The organism is Terriglobus albidus, from assembly GCF_025685425.1.
In the GTDB taxonomy this organism is placed as follows: Bacteria; Acidobacteriota; Terriglobia; order Terriglobales; family Acidobacteriaceae; genus Terriglobus; species Terriglobus albidus.
Genome location: NZ_JAGTAS010000049.1, coordinates 146,679 through 167,933, shown reverse-complemented (window position 1 = coordinate 167,933; position 21,255 = coordinate 146,679). Strand labels below are relative to the sequence as shown.

The window sequence follows — 21,255 nt, the reverse complement described above, 5'->3', positions numbered from 1 at the left end:
TCTCACGCTCTCTGAACCGGGGACGACCAGATCTTCTGGCGCCCTCACGGTTCAAAAGGAGAGAAAGCGATGCGCAGACTCGCAACCCTGATACTTTGCTCGGCGATGTTGGCCCCTGTGGCCGCACCGGCATTTTCCCAGCAGTACGACCGCCACGGCCGCTTCTATGACGGAGCACGCCGCAGTTACTCCCGCAACGGCTACGACGACCGCTACGACCGCCGCTACTATGAGCAGCGCAAAGATCACGGCATCGGCCCCGGAAAGGGCGCTTTGATCGGGGGAGCCGGTGGGGCTGCTCTTGGAGCTGTCTTCGGCGGCGGCATGAAAGGTGCACTCATCGGCGGTGCCGCCGGTGCGGGTGTCGGCGCCCTTGCCGGCAAAGCCGCCCAGAACAAGCGCCGCAGCGACCGTTCCCGCGACTATCGCGACTACCGCTACGGCTACCGGTAAAGGAGACCCACGATGAAGACGATGGTGTTGGCAGCATTCCTGATGACGATTCCTGCGGCCGTAGTAGCCCAAGGAGTCAGCGGAACGCAGCGGATGAACGGCGAGGAGCCGAAGCCCTCCGTAACCTCTCAAAACCCGAATATGAGCCATCCCGGGGAATACACCACCGGATTGACCAACGAACAGTTGCTCCCCTTGACCGTGCACGAGGCCTGGGTGCAGAGCGGACGCAACGAAGACCGCTTCTTCGACATGGTCAAACAGCTCGCAGAGCTAAGCGCACAGAAGCGCGGACTCACTCTGCCGGAAAACGAAGCCGCCGGTCAGAAAGCAGGCGAGTGGATCAAGAAGGAAGCCAGAAAGGATCCAGACCAGTTGCTCTACGTGGTTGTCGATCGCGCCGTGATGAAGGTGGGAACAAAAGGTCCCGCAGTCGCCAGCCGATAGGCGGTGTCTTTTGTCATCCTGAGCCGTAGGCGAAGGACCTGATTTTCTTCCACTGAGCTTCCAGGTAAGGATGCCTTTAAGAACTGTAGTTGAAAGATAAGAGTTATTCCGTAGTCTTAACCGTTTGTCGCGGAAAAGTGGATAACAGGCTGAAGCGACTTAGTTTCAGTTACTTCAGTCTGTGTCCCGATTTAGAAAACGTGTCCTCGTTATACGAAAGTTGCGGACGTTTACCCCCTCAGAGCTATGGGAACGACCATTAAATCCCCGTTCTCCACACCACCAGGCGATCCACAGTGCGAAAGACAGGATGTGTTTAACGGAAATCACGGTCCAGCCCGCGTGATTGCTGGGATTCGTTAATGGCCCGTGTTCCACAAGGGTGTAGGAAAAAGCGTATTATCCTCGGTTTCCACAGGTTTTTCCTTAATGAGGAAACTGAAGCTTAATTGACAACCAGGACGTCACCTGTTAATCCATGCGATTCGCTTTCCAAGTTCTGGCTGTCGGCCTGTTTACCGTGTTGCCTGCTCCTGCGCAGACCAGTGGCCAGGCGCAGATGGCCAGCGATCGGATACACCAGCAGGTGATCGAGATCTACGGGCAGGCGCAGCCGTATCTCGATCTGCCGATCAAAAAGGTGCAGCATCAGATCGATGATCTGGATGGCTTGAAGATCGACGACGATCAGACCGGACTCAGTTCTCTGCTGCAACGCATGGGTGAGTCCGTCTCCGCGCAACTGCCTCGCATTCCGAATCTCGTAGCTCGTGAGGATATTGCTCTCGAGGAAGAAAGCATGCAGGTTCAAAGCCGTGGACGGCTGGCCGCTACCTCATCTCAAATGGTGCTTAAAGCGGAACGGCGCTACGAGTTCGTCATCCTCAGAAAACCCTCCGATGATCTCCAGATCTTCGAAGAATCGCGCAAAGAGATGGGTACCTCGAAAGACCCGATCCTGCCGCCACAGGCTACCGGCTTCAGCGGTCTTTGGATCCTCTTTACTCCTGGCATCCTCGAAGAGCAGAGATTCCGCTATCTCGGCACGCAGAAGATCCACGGGCGGCAAGCAGCAGTAATTGCGTTTGCGCAGGTGCCGGAGCGCGTGAAGATCCCGGGCCTCATCCGCAGTGTGGACGGCGACGTTCCGATGCTGCACCAGGGCATTGTCTGGGTCGACGAAGAGACATCACGGATTCTCCGCATCCGCACCGACCTTCTGACACCTCTGCCGCAGATCAGTACTACCCGTCTTACGTCCACCGTGGAATATTCCGAGATCCATCTGCCCCGCCTGGAGGAAAGGCTATGGCTTCCCCGCCGCGTAGAACTTCTGTGGACCATGAACGCCCATAACGGCGGAGAGATCCACCGCTACTCCAACTACCGCCTCTATAAGGCAAACGTGAGGATCATTACGGACCCTATAGGTACTGCTCCAATCGACGATGCTCCATAACGCATTACACTGGGTGCCCCATCCATTGCATCGCAATGGGTGGGAAATTCAAGCGAAGCTTATGTCGAAGATATCGAGCGTAGCTCGAACAGGTGGGAGCCGAGGGCTTCAGCCCTCGGTCTATTGGCTCAATATAAAAAATGGGCTTTAGCCCCGGGCCTTTTCCTGTCAGACAAAGAAGACCCAGGGCTAAAGCCCATCTACTTTTACGCCTTTATCAGCGGGTTGAAGCCCGCTGCTCCCACCGATTTCTGCCATGCTCTGGCGGTCTCAGATCAATCGAATTCGTCGCGCCCTATCTAGCAACCAGGAACCAGCAACTAGCAACTGAAACGAGCCACCTTTTGGTGGCTCGTTTCTCAGTTCAGCGTCTCCATCAGTTTGTTGATCGTGCGGTTCAGATCTTTATCCGTCCGGCGCTGCTCGTCGATCTTCGCAATCGAGTGCATTACGGTGGTGTGATGTTTGCCACCGAACTGGCGGCCGATCTCAGGAAGCGAAGCCTCGGTCATCTGCTTTGCGAGATACATCGCAATCTGGCGCGGAACTACGATCTGGCGTGAGTTGTTCTTCTGCTTCAGCTCCGCCACGCGCATACCGAACTGCTCCGCAACCGCGCGCTGAATCGCCTCGATCGTAATCTTGCGCACCTGCGTATCGATGAACTGCTTCAGGCACTGCTGCGCTGTCGGCAGTGTGATCTCTACGCCATGCAGCGAGCACCATGCGATCAAGCGTACGAGTGCGCCTTCCAACTCACGCACGTTAGTGCGCACATTCGATGCAATGAACAATGCCACATCGGTCGGCAGCGGCGTGTGCTCGCTCTCGGCCTTCTTCTGCAGAATGGCAACCTTGGTCTCGAGATCGGGCGGCTGAATGTCGGCAATCAATCCCCACTCGAAGCGCGAACGCAGACGGTCTTCAAAATCGGCAAGCTCTTTGGGCGGACGATCCGATGCGATGACGATCTGCTTCATCGACTCGTGCAATGCATTGAAAGTATGGAAAAACTCTTCCTGCGTACGCTCCTTGCCGGCCAGGAACTGGATATCGTCGATCAACAGCACGTCGACGTTGCGATACTTGTCGCGGAAGCTGGTCATCTTGTCATAGCGCACCGAGTTGATCATCTCGTTGGTGAACTTCTCACCCGAGACGTAGCTGATGGCTGCATGGGGATTGCGGCGCTTCACCTCGTGACCGATCGCCTGCATCAGGTGGGTCTTGCCCATACCCACGCCGCCGTACAGGAAGAGGGGGTTGTATGCCTTGGAAGGACGCTCCGCCACCGCGAGCGCGGCTGCGTGGGCGAACTGGTTGCCGCTGCCGATAACGAAGCCGTCGAAGATGTAACGCGGGTTCAGCTGCGCTGCCGTGTTCCAGTCAAAGCGAGACTGCTCCGGAAGATTCGTACTCTGCCGGGCATTGTTGTTGCGTGCATTGGTCAGCGAGCGGTCAGGCTGTGGCGCAAATCCGCCGTCCTCGCGCACCTTGGGCAGCGAGGGGTCTTCCTGGGGTGTCACGAAGAGCACCTTCTCAACCTCGAGGCCGAGGTTGTCGATTGCCTCCATGATCAGATTTTCATAACGATCCCCTACATGTTGAAACTCAGTCGAGGGGATGCGGACGTACAGGGTCGTGCCGTTGATATGGGAGAAGCGTGTGGGCTTGAACCAGGTGTCGTACGATTGCCGGTTCACCTTCTTCTGCAACGCTTCAAGAATACGGACCCAGTGATTCAAAACAACGGTAGCAGTCGGTGCAAAGGACATGTCTTTCCTATCGGTCCGAACGGCTGTCTGGCACAACGAGACCCTGAAAGAGCAAGAAACAGCAAACGACCATCCTTGCCTGCTTGAGGAAATCTCATGCGGGTGAGGGGGGAGAACGTTTGCCTGGAAGCTCCGCGCTGCGCTGCGCGAGAGGTTGTTTCGTTGAGGGTCCTGCGTGGTGAAAAAGACAGCCGATGAACTGTCGTGTCTCTATCGAACAGTGCCGATAGTAGCACGCTGAACCGGGACCAATTCAAGCGGCATTCACCAATTAATTTTCAGTTGCACCATGCATTGTGAAACTTCCGCCAGGTGCTCAAAAAGTGTGAACGAATCTGAGTCCAAAAGGCAGACTTAGCTTGGCCGAAAGTGGAAATCAGGGTAGAATAAAAAGCTGTTGCAACTTCAAGGATTTGATGTAGGAGAGGCTATCCCATGCCCAAGCGTACCTTTCAACCCAACCGCCGCCGCCGCTCGAAGGTTCATGGTTTCCTGACCCGTATGGCCAGCAAGGCCGGACGCGCCGTTCTGAGCCGCCGCCGCGCCAAGGGCCGTCATAAGATCGCCGTCAGCGCCGGTTACCGCGACTAGTTTTACCCCGTTCTTCCCATGCAGCCCGGCCCCATCTCGCTGGAGCAGGCATGCGCGAAGCTGACCGAGCTTTGGTCGCCGCGTATCGTAGGCCGGGTCAATGACCAGTACATCAAGGTAGCGAAGATCCAGGGAGAGTTTCCCTGGCACGCGCATGAACGTGAGGACGAGATGTTTCTCGTCCTCCGCGGACGCCTGCGTATCGGCCGTGAAGCCGCCGACGGCGGCCCGGTCTTCGTCGGTCCCGGCGAGTTCTTCGTGGTGCCCCGTGGCATCCGCCACAACACCGCCGCCGAAGAAGAGACCTGGATCGTGCTCATCGAGACCGTCACCACCGCGCATGCCGGTGGCGAGAAGACCGACCGGGCACGCACCCTGGAAGAACAGCTCCGTCCGCTCTGAGGAACCGAACCCTAAAGCAATTCTCCCAATGATGTCGAGCGGAGTCCTGTCTGTTTGCGCCGTTTCCCTCGAAGAAAACGGCATTCGCCGACTTTATCGAGAGCTACAGTATTAGGAGAATTGCTTTTTATGTACGCCGATCTCCGCCTTCGCAAACACGCCGACTTTCTGAGCGTGTACGGCCGCAGCCGCAAGCAGCACGCCCGGCAGATGGCTTACTTCTTCGCTCCCCGCGAGGACGAGGGCACAGGTCCGCGCGTCGGCCTGACCGTCGGCAAGGTTATGGGCAAGGCGCACGACCGCAACCGCATCAAGCGCCGGCTCCGTGCCGCCATACGAGCCAATGCCGCCCTGCTCACCTCCCCGGTCGACGTGATCCTGCATCCCCGGCGCACCGTACTCGAGGTCGAGTTCGAAAAGCTGAAGGCTGATGTCGCCGACGTCTTCCGTGCCGTCCAGCGCGCCACCTCCAGGGTCCGGTCATGAGCTGGCTGCTCCGCGGTCTCTTTACGCTCTACCGCTGGACGCTCTCTCCCCTGCTGCACAGCTTCGGCCTCGGCAACTGCAAATATCAGCCCACCTGCTCCGAATATGCGGAGGTCGCCCTTTATCGCCACGGTGTCTTCAAAGGCACTGCGCTTGCGGTCTGGCGGATTCTCCGCTGCAACCCCTTCAGTAAAGGCGGTCTGGACCCGGTTCCAAAGACAAAGCACGCACGATAAAAACAATCACTGCCCCATGAATGGTGCGTTTCGTAGTGTGTATTCAGGCACCGTATGCGAGCAAACAATTCCCTTCCCCAATACAATGGAAATGAGCGATTTTGCGCCTAAAATCACGCGCCCGCTCGCAGGATCTACTCAGGAAGAGAGTCGAAGTCTCCTTGGCAGAAATCAAGAATCCCAATCAGCAGGCAAACGCCGGCAGCTCCACCACAATGCTGGTGATGATGGTGGTCTTTCTCGGCGTATTCTTTGGCCTTCGCTACTTCGGCCCGAAGAAGCAGCCTACGCCGGCCACCCCCGCGCAGCAGCAACAGGCCCAGCAACACCAGGAGGCCCTGCAGCAGGCGACCACGCCTGCTGTAACCAGTCCCACTGCGGCATCGGTTGCCGCTGAAGGTGAGCAGACGACGACGATCGAGAATGCCGTCTACCGCATCACCTTCACCAATCGAGGAGCCCAGGTGACCCACTGGATCCTCAAGGACTACAAGGACTCCCACGGCGCACCTTTGGACCTGGTCCACAAGACCGCCGCCGCGAAGTACGGCTATCCGCTGTCGCTCTACTCCTATGACACCGGCGCGATGGCGAAGCTCAACAGCGGTCTCTACGTAGCCTCCGCCACTGGCAACATCACCGCTCCGGCGACCCTGACCTTCACCTACGCCGCCGGCGGACTCGAAGTGAAGAAGACCTTCACTTTCGACAACACCTATGTCCTCGGTTCACGCATAGAGGTGAAGCAGAACGGCTCTCCGGTTCGCGCCCTGCTCTCCTGGCCTGCGGGCTTCGGTGATCAGGAAAACGCATCGCACCACACCTACGACCAGTTGGACAGCTCCCAGAACGGCAGCGAGACGCACGTCGCTGCCAAGAAGGTAAGCGGCGGCAACACGCTGAATGGCCCATTTGACTGGGCAGGTGTGAGTGACCTCCACTTCGCCGCCATCTTTCTTCCGGACAACCCTGCTACGGCAAGCGTGGTGACGCTGAATCATCCGATCGATGTCTCCAAAGACGGCGACGGCAAGAACATCCTTTCTCTTCCGTCGCTGGGCGCCGGCATGGGTGATGTGAGTGGAGCCTCATCGCTGCGCATCTTCGCCGGCCCCAAGGCCGTCAGTGTGCTGAAGAACATCAAGGCTGCCGATGGTAAGACGACGCTTGAGCCGTTACTCGACTTCGGTTTCTTCGGATTCTTCGGCAAGTATCTCTTCCTCGCGCTGCAGGCCGTACACAAGTACGTTCCCAACTGGGGCTGGTCGATCATTGTTCTCACGGTGATCATCAACCTGATTCTGCTGCCGCTGCGCTACAAGACCATGCAGTCGGCGCTGAAGATGCAGCGTATCCAGCCGCAGATGGACGCCATCAAGGCCAAGTACGCCAAGTACAAGGTCACCGATCCGAAGCGCGCGGAGATGAACGCCGAGATTATGGACCTGCAGAAGCGCGAGGGCGTGAATGTCTTCGGCGGCTGCCTGCCCACACTGATTCAGCTCCCGTTACTCTTCGCCTTCCTGGGGATGCTGCCCAAAGTCGTTGAGCTTCGCGGGGCGCACTGGTACTGGCTGCATGACCTCACAGCAGCCGATCCGTATCACATTCTGCCCATCATCATGATCGTCTCGCAGTTCCTGATGCAGTTCTATACGCCCTCACCGGGTATGGATCCTGCACAGCAGAAGATGATGGCCTTCATGATGCCGGCCTTCTCTGGCTACATTACCTGGAACTATGCCTCCGGCCTGGCCCTCTACTGGTCAATCGGTAACCTTATCGGAATCATCCAGCAGCAGGTGATGAACCGCACCAGCCTTGGCCGCGAGATGAAACAGCTGGCAGCCAAGCGTGCGCGCCGTCGCCAGCCGGCAACCATTCAGGGCCGTCGCTAGAGCGGCCGCTCGAGGAACAGAACCATGGAAGATCTTTCTCAGGCTGCAAAGAAGGTAGCTGCGTTTGTGCAGACGCTGACCACCACCGGTGGCATGCGTCTGAAGTACCGCATCACCGCCGGCGCCGGAGCCTCTGACCCGGACGGTCTCGAACGGCGCGACATCTATGTCGAGCTTGCCGGTCCCGACGCTCCACAATTGACGGAGCGTAATGGCGAGGGGCTGCGTGCGCTCGAGCACATCGCCGCGAAGATCCTGCGCCTTGAACCCGAGGAGCACGACCGCATCTCCTTCGATGCCAATGGCTTCAAGGCCGAACGGGCACGTGACCTGCGCGAGAGCGCCGAAGACGCCGCCGAACGCGTCCGCGAGACCAACCGCCCCTACAGCTTCCCTCCCATGAGCAGCCGCGAACGCCGTATGCTGCACATGGCGTTGAGCGAACAGACCGATCTGCGCACGGAGTCCAGCGGCGAAGGCCGCGATCGCTTCGTTGTGCTGTATCCAGCCGACTACCAGGGCACCGTTCGCGCTCCACGCCGCGATGACCGTGCCGGCTTTGGCCGCGGCCGCGGTGGACGAGGTGGTGGTGGACGCAGCGGCGGTGGGCGAGGCGGCTACGGCCGTCGCTACTAAACAGAACAAACACGCATCTAAAAAACAGGCGGCCATCATAGCCGCCTGTTTTCGTTTCTAGACTGTTTGCTGCGACCCCGGCCCTTCAGCGCTCGGAGCCATTGCACTTTTGTTTGTCATTTCGCAGCGTAGCGAGAAATCTGCTTTTCTCCCAGGGCACCCCGGTCCACAACGAATTTGTCGATACCGGCGAACGGGTTTCATTGCGAGCTCCGGACATGGATATCTGTTGCATGGGTTATCGCGGATACGCCGGTAGGTCCTATCGATACGGCAGCGAGCAGGTGATGGCGCCGCGCTGAAAACACAAGCTTACGGCCACCTGAAAACAATAGACGGCATCTATTTACAGCAGTAACCGGAGCGGGGCAACATACCTCTCTCGTACGCTACCGAGGTCCTGCTTTCCGGGTGGGTTCTATGGCTGTGCGGGACCATCCCGACATACCCGTCGTAAGCAGACGGCGTTTCCTCAAGCAGACATTTGCATTCAGTGCCCTTGCGGCAGTTACGAGTCCACTGCTGAGATGCGGTTCCGGCTCGCATCCGGAAGACCAGCATCCGGGCAATGCCGCGACCGCGGACTTCCTTGTCATCGGCGATTGGGGAACCGGCGATGCCAATCAGGCCCTGGTTGCTACTGCGATGCAGCACTATGTCACACAACAGAACATCACCGCAAGCGCCATGCTGATGATCGGCGATAACTTTTATACGCCGATGGAGGACGGCGCGAACGACAAACGCTGGCAGACCCAGTTTGAACAGATGTATCCCGCCGGCGTCTTCAATTGTCCCGTGTATGCGATCCCGGGAAATCACGACTATGAATACCTGCCCATCCCCAAATACCCGGCCGAGTTGGAATACGCCCGAAAGGCAGGCACTCGCTGGACGATGCCGTCACAGTGGTATCGCGTCGCCTGGCCGGCGGCCAACCCGCTCGTGACCTTCCTTGCCCTGGACAGCAATATGCCATTCGGCAACGACGTTACCCGTAAGGGTACGTTCTATTGCATGACGGAACAGCAACGTCTCGACGAACTGGCCTGGCTCAAAGATGAGCTGGCGAAGCCGCTCACCACACCTTTTCTGGTGGCCTTAGGACATCACCCGATCTATTCCAACGGCATGTATGGCGATTCGCCGATCCTGATGCAGGATTGGGATCCGCTGCTCCGCTCCTCCGGCGCGCATGTCTATCTGTGTGGACACGATCATGACCTGCAGCACCTGGAGTTTGCCGGCCACCCCACATCCTTCGTTCTCTCCGGCGGCGGCGGTGCTCCGCTATATCGCATCATGATCGATGAGTCAGTGCGCGGCCCCTACGCTGTACAGATCAACGGCTTCACCCATGTGACGGTGACACCTTCCCTGATGACACTACGACACGTCGATCTCAACGGGAATGTCGTACATGCATTTACGAAGACCACCGATCACAAGGTCACGATTCTCTGACCAGCGATCCATCTAAAGCGAGAGTGTTTGCGTTTCACGCCATTCGAGTCCGCATGGCAATTTCACGGCCGCGTAATCCAGATGAATCACGCGCCTGTGATGCGGAGAGGCTGATGGAGATGATGCGTGCAGTAGCAATGGCCGCATTAACAGTGCACTTCCCTGCGAAGCTTCGCAGATAACAGCCTGTTGCATCGTCAGTTTTTCTGTCTCCGCCACACTGAGTTTTCCGCTACGATGCGAGCCAGGAATAACCTTCAGCGCTCCATTGATTGCCGGGCAAGGATCAAGATGTAGCCGCACCGAGATCATCTGTTCCAGAATCTCCGCGGGTGGCTGTACTTGCAGCACATCTGCCTTTACAGACCATGGTCCATACCCCTCACACTCAATCCGTTCGCGTACCGCAATGGTGACATCTTGATGCCACGGCACCTTCCAGTTTGCATCTGGCGTCTTATCAAAGAGGATCGCCCTCACCATCGTGAAACGATCGCCTAGAACAGGCGCCACCAGCGCACGCATTGCCTCAGACTCTGTCAGTGTGCGGACCTCGGGAACGATGTCCATGAGGTTGCGAACACCGCCGCGCAATGCCTCTGGTATGGCCTCCGTGGAGACTGAGTCAATCAACGCTTTCACCTGAAATGGCAAGAGCACGTCTTCGACAATCGCGAAGCCGTGCTCTCGAACCTGTTCCACCATCTGCATCACAGCGTCGGCGACTTCGACTCCAGCAGCCCCTGCGCACGCGTGATGAACTCTGCCAGAGATACACTGCCCTGGTCGCCCACGCCGCGTGTACGCACGCTTACCGCCTCACTGGCGGCTTCCTTGTCACCCATCACCAGCACGAACGGAAACTTCTGCAACGTAAAGTCGCGGATCTTTGCATTCATCTTTTCGTTGCGCACATCCAGCTCCACACGCAATCCAGCGGCCTCAAGCTTCTGCTTTACCTGCTCGGCATACTCGTGATGCTTTTCGCTGATTGGCACCAGACCAATCTGCACCGGCGACAGCCACAGCGGGAACGCTCCGGCATAGTGCTCGATCAACACACCGAAGAAACGTTCCACGCTTCCAAACAGAGCGCGGTGCACCATCACCGGTTGATGGCGCTCGCCATCTTCACCGACATACTCCAGCTCGAAGCGGCGGGGCAGGTTGAAATCGAACTGTACCGTCGAGAGCTGCCACAGACGGCCCAGTACATCGACGAGCTTCACATCGATCTTCGGTCCATAGAATGCGGCCTCTCCGGGGAAGGTCTGGAAGCTCAATCCGCGGCCAACCAGCACCTCCTGCAGAGCTCCCTCGGCGTGTGCCCAATCATCTGCAGTTCCGAAGAACTCACCAGGCTTGTTGGGATCGCGGGTCGACAGCTCCACGCGATACTCCGAGAAGCCAAAGGTCTTCAGCACCGACTCGGCAAAATCAAGGCACGCCTCAATCTCGCCCTTGACCTGATCGGGCGTGCAGAAGATATGCGCATCATCCTGCGTAAAGCCGCGCACGCGCAGCAGGCCATGCATGGTTCCACTGCGCTCGAAGCGGTACACGTTGCCCAGCTCCGCATAACGAGCGGGTAGATCGCGATAGCTCTTAGGCGTGGATTTGTAGATCAGGATGTGGCCGGGGCAGTTCATCGGCTTTACCCGATACTCTGCGTCATCCAGCTCCATCGGCGGGAACATGTCCTTGGAGTACACGCCGTCGTGGCCTGAGATCTTCCAGAGCTCGCGCTTCATGATGTGCGGCGTAAAGACCAGGTTGTAGCCGCGACGGAGGCACTCTTCACGCATCCAGTCTTCCATCGTCTTGCGGATGATGCCGCCCTTCGGATGCCAGAAGATCAGGCCCGATCCAGCGACCTCCTGGATCGAATACAGGTCGAGCTGCTTGCCCAGCACACGGTGATCGCGCGCCTTGATCTCCTCCAGGTGCTTGAAGTGCGCGTCCAGGTCTTTCTTGTTGTAGAAGGCTGTGCCGTAGACGCGCTGCAACTGCGGATTCTTCTCATCGCCCAGCCAGTAGGCTCCGGCCAGGTTCGTCACTTTGAACGCTTTGACGCGCCCCGTTGAAGGTACATGCGGTCCGCGGCAGAAGTCGATGAAGCTCCCGTTCTTATACAGCGAGACCTGCTCGCCATCTTTGGTGAACTTCTCCACGAAGTGCTGCTTCATGAAATCGCCGTTTGCCTTGAACTCGCGGAGCGCCTGTTCACGCGGCTCGTACTCCCGTACAAACTTCTCATCGCGCGCCACCACCTCGGCCATGCGCTGCTCGATCTTCTCCAGATCATCGGGAGTGAAGGGCTTTTCGCGATAGAAGTCGTAGAAGAAGCCGGTATCCGTGGCGGGGCCATGGCCCAGCTTGGTCTCCGGAAACAGCTCCAGCACTGCCGTCGCCATTACGTGCGCAGCCGAGTGGCGGACGACCTTCAGCGCCTCCGGTGCATCTTCCTTCAGCAGCCACAGGGCGACATCCTCGTTCAGCGGGGCCGAGAGATCCACTAACCGCTCGCCGCTCTCGTGTGCGGCATACATGGCGTCTTCGCTGCCAGTCTCGGTGGCCGTGGTCTCCGCGTTGGGGTTCGTCAGTGGGCGAATCTTTGCCACGACCACGGCGGCGGCAAGGCGCGGAGAGATGCCGTTAGCGACATCAAGCGGTGTGGTGCCTTTGGGCACCTCGCGCACGGAACCATCAGGAAGCTGGATGCGGATATTCTCAGGACTCACGTTTAACAGGATATTGGTTCGACTCCCATAGCGTCGAGATTGGGGTGCCGGAACGCGTCCGCGCCCAAAAATTCCCCAAAAATTACAGTTGCAGCCACTCTGGCCCCGGGTGTATTGTCAGGTCACTTCGCAAGGCATACCCGCTAGGAGTAGACGGGCCGCTTTCCGCCTGCCTGGACGGCTTTGAACCATCTCGCGAAGACTGCGTCTTTTGCATGAGAGCCGGAATACCGGCGCGAAGGATGACAGAAACACGCCGATGAGCGCTCTGCACTAAGGCCTTACCCTCCCGGGAGGTACGCGATGCTCTGAAGCCTGGTGATGCCATACGGCTTTTTGTGCGAGAGCCGACTTTCGCAGCACCATTTTGGGGCATACCCGTTACCAATGGCACTTGCAGCACTGCAGGATCCCGTTTCCCGCGGGAGCGGTAATGCGATAAGAATTCAGACAATTAATTAACCGTTTGGAGGCAACAAAAAAGCGGGAGTTGGCGTTTTATATAGTGGTAGAGACGCGGTTAGACCACCCGCAGCTCAAAACTCCCCCAAACGATGTATCGCCGAACGCGCAAAGTGGCATGGAGCGAGGCCATCTCACGGCGTACATTCAACGTTGTCAATCAGAACAGATCGAAGGAACGAGAACGTCGTTCAAGGATTTTTTAAGGAGCGGACAATGCAGGTACTTTGCAAAGCATCCACGATGGCAACCGATATTCAGTGCAGCGTGTGCGGACAATACTTCCAGGTTTTCTGGGAGCGCACCAATCCGACTGAGCGGGAAGCTGCCCGCGAGGAGATCCTCGCCGCTCTGAAGGCGCAGCACACCACGAATCGCGGGACGGATGCCCATGGTGCATGTTTCAACCTGCCGGAATGGAATGGCTCGCCGAAGTACTCCGGCGCTGCCCTTTTGGGCAACGCCCCGGCAACCACCTTCCAGGCTGCGTAGCTATCACCGCTTCTCCCAGGAAGTGGCGGGCGGAGGCTTTGTGCTTCCGCCCGTTTTCTCTTAAACAAGACCCACGCCCTCAGGCGTGGGTCTTGTTGTTTCAGAAGCTACTTCTTCTCGATGGCGTTTGGGAAGAGTCCCGGAATCGGCGCATCCTTCTGCTTGGTCAGCTCCGGATGTGGGAAGGCCTTGCGTGGCAGCATCGCCTCACGCTCGCTGGTGTTGTACAGGAAGATCGCCTCAATGATCGCGGCCTGTTCCAGGTCGGCCTGGTGCAGACGCTCGTAGGTATCCATGTTGGAGTGGTGGGTACGGGTGTCGTAGTCCATCGGGTCCTGGATGAACTGGAAGCCCGGCAGCCCCACGGCATCGAAGGACAGGTGGTCCGTTCCGCCCGTATTGCGGTAGCTGATAGTGGAGATGCCCAGATCCTTCAGCGGAGCAATCCACTGCGCAAAGACGTTGCCGATGGCATAGTTCTCCTGCGTGTAGACGCCACGAAGTTTACCCGTGCCGTTATCGACGTTGAAGTAGCCGTCCAGCGTCTCCCACTCCTTGGTGGTCTTGATGGGCGGTTGCTGCTCCGCACGCGACTGAGGGCCGCCGCCGCCCGCGCCGCAGGCAGGTGCAGGACCCTCCGGTCCGCCGAAGTGCGTGCGCACATAGCCGCGCGAGCCGCAGAGACCCTGCTCCTCACCCGTCCACAGAGCGATGCGGATGGTGCGCTTCGGCTTGTAGCCGATCGCCTTCAGGATACGGAGGGCCTCCATGGCGACAACCGATCCGGCGGCATTATCCGTTGCTCCGGTAGCGCTTATCCAGCTATCCAGATGTCCGCCCACCATGACGACCTGATCCTTCAGCTTGGGATCGTTCCCTGGAATCTCGGCAACCGTATTGAAGCCGTGCTCGTGATCACCGGTGAACTTCGCTTCGATATTTACCTCGAGCTCGATGGGCACATTCGCCGCCAGCAGACGCGACAAGCGGCCATAGTTCTCAATGGTCATCACGGCATTGGGAATCTTCACGGCGTTGGCCGCCGTCTGTGCTCCACGCACCAGGTTGGCCCCGTTGTCGTCGAAGATGATGCCGGTGCCACCGCCCAGAGCTCCATCGCGGCTCGGCGTGATAATCACGGCTACGCCCTCGTCGGTCATCATCTTCAACGCCTCGGCGCGCAGACGGGCACGCTCTGCCAATGCTGCTGGATTGAAGGCCGGACTGCCGGCGCGAGGCGCCGGATAGGTCTCCATCTCCTTCAGTTCGTCATCGGTGTAGCGGCGGAAGAGAGGCTTGTCCAGATCAGGCACGGCTCGCGGAGCTCCGAAGAGCACGATCTTACCTCCCAGCTTGCCTTTGTACTTCTCGATGTCCTTTGTTTCCTGAATGTCGACCAGGACAGCCTCACAGCTCACGGGGCCTTTGGTCGCCGGCGACCAGGGAGCGGCCTGGATCCAGAGCGGCTCCGGATCGGGAGAGATCATCCGCGCCCAGCTATTGATCTGCTGCCAGCCCATGCCGAACTCGCCCCAGTCCTCCAGGTGCGCATTCTCCAGGCCGATCTTGGTAAGGGTCTCCTTGGTCCACTCATTGGCCTTGGCCATGTTGGGCGAACCGGTCAGGCGGGGTCCAATGCCGTCTACCAGGGCCGAGGCGAACTGCATCACCCGTCCGTGCTGCATACCCTCCTCGCGGATACGCATGTAGGCATCGAGATCGATCTTCTCAACGGTGGGCTGCTCGGCCTCCCAGGCCTTGGCGGTAGCGGCAGCAGGCGCAGCCACAGGCTTTTTGTCCGCCGCGACAGACGGCAGCGCAAAGACGCTGAGAGCGGCTACAGGCAAGCTCCAGCGCACGACAGAACGTACAAAATGCATGACTCAACCTCCAGAAAGAAACGCCAGATGTAGGGGATGCGGTGATGTGTACGGATGCTAACAGGACGGACCACTGCCGGAAAGTGTTTCAGCAAAACGTTTGTCCCAAGGCAGCCCCGAATTCGGGTGCCCCATATGTCTCTCAGGGACATGGGTATTCGGGCTACGCGCGAACCGCCTTTTAGAACTTTCGAGATTGTCGAGGAAATTACCGCATTCCGTCTTGCCAGAGGGAACGGCTAGAGTATTTCCCTGTTGCTGGGTATCCCGGAAGGGTGTGTGTTGGCGTTTTCATGCGCCAAGGCACAAGTCGAGAGGAGGCAAGGTCCTTACCCCACCCCATACCGTACGTCTTCAACTTTCAACTTGGAACTTTCAACTAGCTTTTGCGTGCGATTCGCTTCACCCACAGGGTACCGAGGAAGCCGCCAGCCACCACCAGGGCCACCGCGCCGGCTGGAATCCCGATCTTCATATACGCCACGGTGTAGTTCACCGTTTTGTGCGTAAAGGCGCCGTAGAACAGCAGGCTGAAGATGCCCACGAAGGTCGCTGCGAAGAAGACCAGAAAGCCGGAGGCCAGCGTCATCAACAGGCTGGCAAACCAGCCCAGATCGCCGAACGGAACGCCGAAGATCCGGCCGTGTGAACTCCCTGGGATTTGCTGTGCCCGCGTCATCATTGCTCCTTTAGAATAAACCGTGATGTCGGAACGTGTGCAGTCGCAACTGATTACAGCCTCGCAGGTGGCACGGGAGGCTTCCGTGCGCCAGGGAAGCAACGGCGTCTGCTACGCGGTCTACGGAGAAGCCAAGCTCGCCGGCGCCGATCTGGAACAGATCATCAATGCCGTTCCCGCCGCCATGGCTGACGCGCTGAAGCGCAAGGCTTACTACTTCGTTCCCCTGGCGATCGCCGAGATGCGGGGCGATGTCGCCACCCGCGCCAATACCCCCGAAGACATTCTTATCTCCTCCGACTTCACGACCGAGCTCGGCGACCGCGCCAGTTGCCACCGCAACGTGGATTTTGGCACCTCCGAGGGTGTCTTCATCTCAGCGCGCCTGATGCACGACCGCTTTGCCCTGGCTTTCGAGTTCTTCATCAATGTCGGCCACGCCTTTGTAGATCAGGCCGGTGTGCCCGAGAGCTTCTCAGAGCTTGTCTGGAAGCAGGCCCAGGCCGATGTCCGGGGTGAGACCAGCCAGGACGCCTTCGACAGCCGCAAGCAGGCCCGCACCAATAACGACGAAAAGGCCAGGAGTGACTTTGCGGCGCTGGCCTTCGCCGATTCCATCGCCATCTATCTGCTTTCGCTGGCCATCGACTTCGACTACGCCGAGCTCCGCGAGCGTGAGTACCCGCTGCTGGCTCCCACGGCGCTGGCCGAGCGCCTGAAGCTCGTCGCCCAGCTCTTCCCGCCTAACCCTGGCTACGAGTTCGCCATCAAGTACCGCCGCCGCTAACCCCCATGCGTACGAAGATCATCACAGCGGTCTTCGCCTTCCTCGGCCTCTTCGCAGGCGCCTTCAGCCTGTGGACCGCAGGTAACAGCATCCGCTACGGCATTCCTCTCGGCGGCTTCTGGACCCTGGTGACCACCATCACCTGTCCACCCGCGCACTGGCTGCCGTACGCAACCAGACTCTGGCCCCTGTTGCTTCTGGCCAACATCGTCCTTTACGCCATTCTCGGTTTCGTGATCGGACGGCTTTTGCCTCCAGACAGAACCACCAGCAACTAGCAACCAGGAACTAGCAACCAGCATGATTGCTCACCTTCGCGGAATGCTCCTCGCCAAACATCCCAACCAGGCCATCGTCGAGGCCTCAGGTGTGGGCTACGACGTCACCATCTCGATTGAGACCTTCACTCACCTTCCCGAGGAAGGCCGTGAGGTGAAGCTGCACATCCATACCCATGTGCGCGAGGACGCGATTGCTCTTTTCGGCTTTCTCGAGCGTGACGAAAAGAAGCTCTTCGAAAAGCTGATTACTGTCAGCGGCATTGGCCCAAAGCTGGCCGTGACGGTTCTCTCCGGCCTTCCCTCACAGCGCCTTGTCGCCGCCATTCGCGCGCAGGACCACGCCACGCTGACCAGGGTACCGGGCATCGGCAAAAAGACCGCCGAGCGCGTCGTGTTGGAGCTGAAGGACAAGCTGGAAGAGTTCGCCCTGCCCACATCGCAGATCCCCACTCTGCCGGCTGGCGCAGCAACGGAAGACGTCCTCTCCGCCCTTACCAACCTGGGTTACCAGAAACCGGCAGCCGAAAAGGCGATGGAAGCGGCACTGAAGAAAGAACCCAACATCGCCGACGACTTCGAGCAACTCTTCCGCGCCACCTTGGCCGCCATCCGCTAGCCGGACAGCTAGCGTTTTTTACGTGTCATCCTGAGCGTAGCGAAGGACCCGCTTTCTCGCCGTGGCACAGCGTTCGAACCGATCACGCTGTGCGCGACGTCTTTTCGTTTGTCATCCCGTACGGATCTGCTTTTTGAGAAGTGTCGTGAGGCGCGGGTATCCAACAAACCACACCGTACGTCTTCAACTTTCAACTTTTAACTTTCGACGAGCGCCGCAGGCGCTCCCTTGACACTTTGACAGTCGGATATCTACCATCGCCAATCATCGAGGGTCGAATGTCTTCCATCAAGGACCAAACAAAGCAACGCAGTGCAGTTCTACAGGGAACGCTGGACATGCTGATCCTCCGAACTCTGCTCTATGGCCCAGCCCACGGCCACCATATCGGGAAGCACATCCAGCAAACGACAAACGATTTCCTGCAGATGCAGCATGGTTCGCTCTATCCAGCGCTGCATCGCCTGGAACGGCGAGGCTGGGTGACTTCGAAATGGGAGACAGCTCCTGACCGCAACCGCGAGTTCAAGTACTACCGGCTGACCGAAAAAGGCAGGAAACAGCTCCAGGTGGAAGAGTCGCAGTGGAAGCAGATGATGGAAGCCGTTGCCCGCGTGATGTGGCCTACCAGTGAGGAGAGCTGAGATGCGATGGTGGCAGATCAAAAAACGCAATGATGACCTGGAGCGAGAGCTGCTCTCTGACCTTGAACTCGAAGAAGAAGAGCAACGCGACCGCGGAGTGCCACCGGAGAAAGCGGCAGACGCTGCCCGCCGTGCCTTCGGGAATATTGCGCTCATTCGCGATCAGACACATGAAGCCTGGGGTCTGGCGCCCCTAGAACGCTTCTGGGAAGATCTTCGCTATGCCCTGCGCTCCGTGCGGCGAGCGCCTCTGCTCTTCGTCGTCGCCATTCTCGCACTGGCGTTTGGCATCGGGCTCAACGCAGGCGTTTTCACGCTATTGAACTCGATCTTTCTGCAGCCGCCTACCTTCAAAGATCCAGGCAGCTTCGTTCAGGTCTATGCGCGTTACACGGGATGGTCTACGCGGGAGAATCAGTATTCCCCGTTCACCACGGAAGATTATGACGCTATTCGTGATCGCTCAAAGGTGCTTGAAGACGTGGCCGCATCGCAGGGATCGTCCGTGGTGCTCGAAGAGGGGAACAGACCGAATGCCGCGCAGACGGTCACCTGTAATTACTTTCGTGTCTTCGGCGTCGATCGCCCGCTTATCGGGCGATTTTTTGTCTCCGGAGACTGTAGCCGCGGCTCCGCTGCGCAGGTAGCGGTGCTCAGCGAAGCGACCTGGACGACCGACTTCGGCAGCGACTCCCACATCATCGGAAAGACGATCCACCTGAACGGAGCACCCTTCCAGGTCATCGGCATCGTTTCCTCGGATGCGGCCAATTACCTGCCCGGCGGTATTTTTGTTCCCTACACGATGGAGCCGCTGCTCGATCGGGGCAAAGATCTGCTCAATAGTCCAGATGCGCCCTGGCTTGGCGTGGCAGGCCGACTACGCTCAGGATTCTCGCGAGCCGATGCACAGGCTGAGCTATCGACCATCATGAGCCAGCAGGATCGCGCCTACGTGAAGCGCCATACCTCTGCCTTCAATCGCAAGACGAATCTCGTTCTTACAAATGGATCGTTTATTGAAGACCCGGCCATTCGCGACCGTGTGGTTGCGATGATGGCGTTGATTCTGGGGCCGCTGACACTCATCCTGCTGCTGGCATGCTGCAACGTGACGATGCTTTTCCTGTCACGCACAGTCACACGCCGCGGTGAGATTGCAACGCGTCTCGCGCTGGGAGCCGGTCGCGGGCAGCTCGCTCGTATGCTGCTAGCGGAGAGCCTGCTTACATCTACCATCGGCGGAGCTCTCAGCATCCTGCTCGTTTACCGGGTGCCGTTGTTGATCATGAATGCCATCGGTTCACATCAGTCCAGATTTGTATTGCTCATTCACCCCGATTGGCGTGTCTTTGGCTATCTTGCTGCTCTCGTCGCAGCGGCAACCATCCTCTCTTCGCTCATGCCGATTCGCGCCGCATGGAAACTTGACCTGCTGACTGCATTGAAGGGGCGGGAGAGCGCCGCTACCGTGCGTTCTCGAACCACGAGTGGACTAATCGTCGTGCAGGTCGCCCTGGGGTTTGTACTTGTGTGTGTGGCTGTGATGTTCGGCCGTCTGCCCAGCCTGATTACCGGCGTGAATGCGGGCTTCGACACCCACCACACGATATATGTGCCACTGGCAGTTGATACACCCGCTGCAAACCGTACCGGCGCGCTCACGTTTTACCGCACCCTCGAGTCGCGAATCCTTGCTCTGCCGGGCGTGCAGTCGTTGGCCTATGCCAGTCTTGGACAATTCCGCCCGGTTCCTCCGCAGGAGGTTCGCCTTCCAGGGCAGACAGCGGGACACGGCAAGCCTGTCTCGGTTGACGATATTTCGAGTAACTTCTTTTCAACCTTTGATATTCCTTTGTTGAGAGGGCGTCCCTTCAACTCCGCTGATCCAACCTCGCCGACTGCCGATTCGGTCGCAATCGTCTCCCAGGCATTCGCAAAGGAGTTCTGGCCTGACGGCGATCCATTGGGTAAGTCGATCGTTACCCCCGATAACCGCCGCCTCATCGTCGTTGGAGTTGCAGCGGATACCCGGTCCGAAAGCTTCGACGTCCTCGACGGTCCGCGTCTCTATACGCTTCGCGATGCGTCCGCGCCGGGAGGTAGGATGTATGTGCGTTTTTACGGCGACCCGAAGCCCATTGAAAACGCGATAAGAGATACGGTGAAGGCTCTCGATCGCACACAGATCATTGCCCCGGAGACCATCTGGGAATCTCTCGAAGCCAACGCGGAGCAGATAAGTTCGCTGGCCGGGATCATTCTCTTTATGGCTTCCGTGGGGTTACTTATGGCGGTCGTAGGCGTCTACGGCGTTCTTTCGTTTGCCGTCAACCATCGCTCCCGCGAGTTCGGAATCAAGATGGTGCTCGGCGCAAGTCGCCGGACGATCTTCCGTTCCGTGACGCTCCAGGCCGTTCGCAATACCATCCTCGGGCTTCTCTGCGGCGCCGCAATCGCAGAACCCGGGATGTGGGCACTGGCCCGATTTGTTCAGAGGGGGTCTCCGCTCCTTTTGCGTGGCCTCGCCCCATTTGTCTTAGGAGTATCCGCCGTCCTGCTCGTAGTGGTCTCGTTGGCGGCTACCTGGTTGCCCGCGCTACGCGCCACGCGCTCTGATCCCATGCAGGCATTGCGAGCGGAATGATTTAAGCAAAAAGGACGGAAACTGCGTTGAAGCAGGTATCCACCATCGCCGACCGAGAACAACTCTTTCCGCATCATCTGGCCGCTATTCGCTAAAGCAACCACAACTCTGGGTGCCCCATTCATGCGAAGCATGAGTGGGATGTTCGAGCTACGCTCGAATGGTTTTTGGAACGAACG

21 protein-coding genes are annotated in these 21,255 nt (G+C 58.5%); 16 read left to right on the top strand and 5 right to left on the bottom strand.

Annotated features, from left to right (window positions below; translation table 11 throughout):
* Positions 1–69: 69 nt before the first annotated feature.
* From OHL21_RS09620 to OHL21_RS09610, 3 genes are all read left to right on the top strand, one after another.
* Positions 70–453, top strand: coding sequence for a hypothetical protein (locus tag OHL21_RS09620; RefSeq protein WP_263417045.1), 384 nt, complete (start codon positions 70–72; stop codon positions 451–453).
* A gap of 12 nt (positions 454–465) precedes the next feature.
* Positions 466–900, top strand: a complete 435-nt coding sequence (locus OHL21_RS09615) for a hypothetical protein (protein ID WP_263417044.1) — start codon at positions 466–468, stop codon at positions 898–900.
* 478 nt (positions 901–1,378) lie between these two features.
* On the top strand, positions 1,379–2,359 hold the full coding sequence (locus OHL21_RS09610; protein ID WP_263417043.1) for a hypothetical protein: 981 nt from the start codon (positions 1,379–1,381) through the stop codon (positions 2,357–2,359).
* Positions 2,360–2,718: 359 nt separating this feature from the next.
* On the opposite strand, the gene dnaA is transcribed toward OHL21_RS09610, so the two are convergent.
* Positions 2,719–4,134 (bottom strand): chromosomal replication initiator protein DnaA, encoded by a 1,416-nt coding sequence (gene dnaA / locus OHL21_RS09605; RefSeq protein ID WP_263417042.1) that lies wholly within the window; start codon positions 4,132–4,134, stop codon positions 2,719–2,721.
* A 435-nt stretch (positions 4,135–4,569) separates the two neighbouring features.
* On the opposite strand from dnaA, the gene rpmH reads away from it, so the two are divergent.
* The 7 genes from rpmH to OHL21_RS09570 all read left to right on the top strand — a co-directional run bounded on the left by rpmH (position 4,570) and on the right by OHL21_RS09570 (position 9,847).
* Positions 4,570–4,725 (top strand): 50S ribosomal protein L34, encoded by a 156-nt coding sequence (gene rpmH, locus OHL21_RS09600; protein WP_263417041.1) that lies wholly within the window; start codon positions 4,570–4,572, stop codon positions 4,723–4,725.
* An 18-nt stretch (positions 4,726–4,743) separates the two neighbouring features.
* Positions 4,744–5,127, top strand: coding sequence for a cupin domain-containing protein (locus OHL21_RS09595; RefSeq protein WP_263417040.1), 384 nt, complete (start codon positions 4,744–4,746; stop codon positions 5,125–5,127).
* 129 nt (positions 5,128–5,256) lie between these two features.
* Complete coding sequence (gene rnpA, locus OHL21_RS09590; RefSeq protein WP_263417073.1) at positions 5,257–5,613, top strand: ribonuclease P protein component; 357 nt, start codon at positions 5,257–5,259, stop codon at positions 5,611–5,613.
* Positions 5,610–5,849 carry a membrane protein insertion efficiency factor YidD gene (gene yidD / locus OHL21_RS09585; protein WP_263417039.1) on the top strand — a complete coding sequence of 80 codons (240 nt, stop codon included), beginning with the start codon at positions 5,610–5,612 and terminating at the stop codon, positions 5,847–5,849. Before rnpA ends, yidD begins: the two co-directional genes overlap by 4 nt.
* A gap of 161 nt (positions 5,850–6,010) precedes the next feature.
* On the top strand, positions 6,011–7,747 hold the full coding sequence (gene yidC / locus OHL21_RS09580; RefSeq protein ID WP_263417038.1) for a membrane protein insertase YidC: 1,737 nt from the start codon (positions 6,011–6,013) through the stop codon (positions 7,745–7,747).
* 24 nt (positions 7,748–7,771) lie between these two features.
* Entirely contained in the window at positions 7,772–8,383 is a 612-nt protein-coding gene (locus tag OHL21_RS09575; RefSeq protein WP_263417037.1) for a Jag family protein, read from the top strand.
* A gap of 420 nt (positions 8,384–8,803) precedes the next feature.
* On the top strand, positions 8,804–9,847 hold the full coding sequence (locus OHL21_RS09570; RefSeq protein WP_263417036.1) for a metallophosphoesterase: 1,044 nt from the start codon (positions 8,804–8,806) through the stop codon (positions 9,845–9,847).
* Positions 9,848–9,859: 12 nt separating this feature from the next.
* Here OHL21_RS09570 and OHL21_RS09565 read toward each other — a convergent pair whose 3' ends face one another.
* Entirely contained in the window at positions 9,860–10,558 is a 699-nt protein-coding gene (locus OHL21_RS09565) for a phytanoyl-CoA dioxygenase family protein (RefSeq protein WP_263417072.1), read from the bottom strand.
* Entirely contained in the window at positions 10,558–12,588 is a 2,031-nt protein-coding gene (gene thrS, locus OHL21_RS09560; protein ID WP_263417035.1) for a threonine--tRNA ligase, read from the bottom strand. The genes OHL21_RS09565 and thrS overlap by 1 nt, the downstream gene beginning before the upstream one ends.
* 678 nt (positions 12,589–13,266) lie before the next feature.
* Here thrS and OHL21_RS09555 point away from each other — a divergent pair.
* A complete protein-coding gene (locus tag OHL21_RS09555; protein ID WP_263417034.1) occupies positions 13,267–13,542 on the top strand; it encodes a hypothetical protein in 276 nt (91 codons plus the stop codon).
* 107 nt (positions 13,543–13,649) lie between these two features.
* Here the strand turns inward: OHL21_RS09555 and OHL21_RS09550 are convergent, their stop codons facing one another.
* Both OHL21_RS09550 and OHL21_RS09545 read right to left on the bottom strand, forming a co-directional pair.
* A complete protein-coding gene (locus tag OHL21_RS09550; RefSeq protein WP_263417033.1) occupies positions 13,650–15,422 on the bottom strand; it encodes a M20/M25/M40 family metallo-hydrolase in 1,773 nt (590 codons plus the stop codon).
* Between the two features lie 379 nt (positions 15,423–15,801).
* Positions 15,802–16,104, bottom strand: coding sequence for a hypothetical protein (locus tag OHL21_RS09545; RefSeq protein ID WP_263417032.1), 303 nt, complete (start codon positions 16,102–16,104; stop codon positions 15,802–15,804).
* Between the two features lie 22 nt (positions 16,105–16,126).
* On the opposite strand from OHL21_RS09545, the gene OHL21_RS09540 reads away from it, so the two are divergent.
* The 5 genes from OHL21_RS09540 to OHL21_RS09520 all read left to right on the top strand — a co-directional run bounded on the left by OHL21_RS09540 (position 16,127) and on the right by OHL21_RS09520 (position 21,076).
* Complete coding sequence (locus OHL21_RS09540) at positions 16,127–16,888, top strand: hypothetical protein (RefSeq protein WP_263417031.1); 762 nt, start codon at positions 16,127–16,129, stop codon at positions 16,886–16,888.
* A 5-nt stretch (positions 16,889–16,893) separates the two neighbouring features.
* Positions 16,894–17,166: a DUF4407 domain-containing protein gene (locus OHL21_RS09535; RefSeq protein WP_263417030.1), complete on the top strand. Its 273-nt coding sequence runs from the start codon at positions 16,894–16,896 to the stop codon at positions 17,164–17,166.
* Positions 17,167–17,188: 22 nt separating this feature from the next.
* The gene (ruvA, locus tag OHL21_RS09530) at positions 17,189–17,785 is read left to right on the top strand and encodes a Holliday junction branch migration protein RuvA (protein ID WP_263417029.1); all 597 of its coding nucleotides are present in this window, start codon (positions 17,189–17,191) and stop codon (positions 17,783–17,785) included.
* Positions 17,786–18,063: 278 nt separating this feature from the next.
* Entirely contained in the window at positions 18,064–18,429 is a 366-nt protein-coding gene (locus OHL21_RS09525; protein ID WP_263417028.1) for a PadR family transcriptional regulator, read from the top strand.
* 1 nt (position 18,430) lies between these two features.
* Positions 18,431–21,076 carry an ABC transporter permease gene (locus OHL21_RS09520; RefSeq protein WP_263417027.1) on the top strand — a complete coding sequence of 882 codons (2,646 nt, stop codon included), beginning with the start codon at positions 18,431–18,433 and terminating at the stop codon, positions 21,074–21,076.
* Positions 21,077–21,255 lie beyond the last annotated feature (179 nt).

Bases quoted from the DNA above. Each gene is read 5' to 3' on its own strand.
- dnaA (WP_263417042.1), bottom strand. From the start codon at position 4,134: ATGTCCTTTGCACCGACTGCTACCGTTGTTTTGAATCACTGGGTCCGT.
- OHL21_RS09620 (WP_263417045.1), top strand. From the start codon at position 70: ATGCGCAGACTCGCAACCCTGATACTTTGCTCGGCGATGTTGGCCCCT.
- OHL21_RS09535 (WP_263417030.1), top strand. From the start codon at position 16,894: ATGCGTACGAAGATCATCACAGCGGTCTTCGCCTTCCTCGGCCTCTTC.
- OHL21_RS09520 (WP_263417027.1), top strand. From the start codon at position 18,431: ATGCGATGGTGGCAGATCAAAAAACGCAATGATGACCTGGAGCGAGAG.
- rpmH (WP_263417041.1), top strand. From the start codon at position 4,570: ATGCCCAAGCGTACCTTTCAACCCAACCGCCGCCGCCGCTCGAAGGTT.
- OHL21_RS09565 (WP_263417072.1), bottom strand. From the start codon at position 10,558: ATGCAGATGGTGGAACAGGTTCGAGAGCACGGCTTCGCGATTGTCGAA.
- OHL21_RS09540 (WP_263417031.1), top strand. From the start codon at position 16,127: ATGTCGGAACGTGTGCAGTCGCAACTGATTACAGCCTCGCAGGTGGCA.
- ruvA (WP_263417029.1), top strand. From the start codon at position 17,189: ATGATTGCTCACCTTCGCGGAATGCTCCTCGCCAAACATCCCAACCAG.
- OHL21_RS09550 (WP_263417033.1), bottom strand. From the start codon at position 15,422: ATGCATTTTGTACGTTCTGTCGTGCGCTGGAGCTTGCCTGTAGCCGCT.
- OHL21_RS09525 (WP_263417028.1), top strand. From the start codon at position 18,064: ATGTCTTCCATCAAGGACCAAACAAAGCAACGCAGTGCAGTTCTACAG.
- OHL21_RS09545 (WP_263417032.1), bottom strand. From the start codon at position 16,104: ATGATGACGCGGGCACAGCAAATCCCAGGGAGTTCACACGGCCGGATC.
- rnpA (WP_263417073.1), top strand. From the start codon at position 5,257: ATGTACGCCGATCTCCGCCTTCGCAAACACGCCGACTTTCTGAGCGTG.
- OHL21_RS09575 (WP_263417037.1), top strand. From the start codon at position 7,772: ATGGAAGATCTTTCTCAGGCTGCAAAGAAGGTAGCTGCGTTTGTGCAG.
- OHL21_RS09610 (WP_263417043.1), top strand. From the start codon at position 1,379: ATGCGATTCGCTTTCCAAGTTCTGGCTGTCGGCCTGTTTACCGTGTTG.
- OHL21_RS09555 (WP_263417034.1), top strand. From the start codon at position 13,267: ATGCAGGTACTTTGCAAAGCATCCACGATGGCAACCGATATTCAGTGC.
- OHL21_RS09595 (WP_263417040.1), top strand. From the start codon at position 4,744: ATGCAGCCCGGCCCCATCTCGCTGGAGCAGGCATGCGCGAAGCTGACC.
- OHL21_RS09615 (WP_263417044.1), top strand. From the start codon at position 466: ATGAAGACGATGGTGTTGGCAGCATTCCTGATGACGATTCCTGCGGCC.
- yidD (WP_263417039.1), top strand. From the start codon at position 5,610: ATGAGCTGGCTGCTCCGCGGTCTCTTTACGCTCTACCGCTGGACGCTC.
- OHL21_RS09570 (WP_263417036.1), top strand. From the start codon at position 8,804: ATGGCTGTGCGGGACCATCCCGACATACCCGTCGTAAGCAGACGGCGT.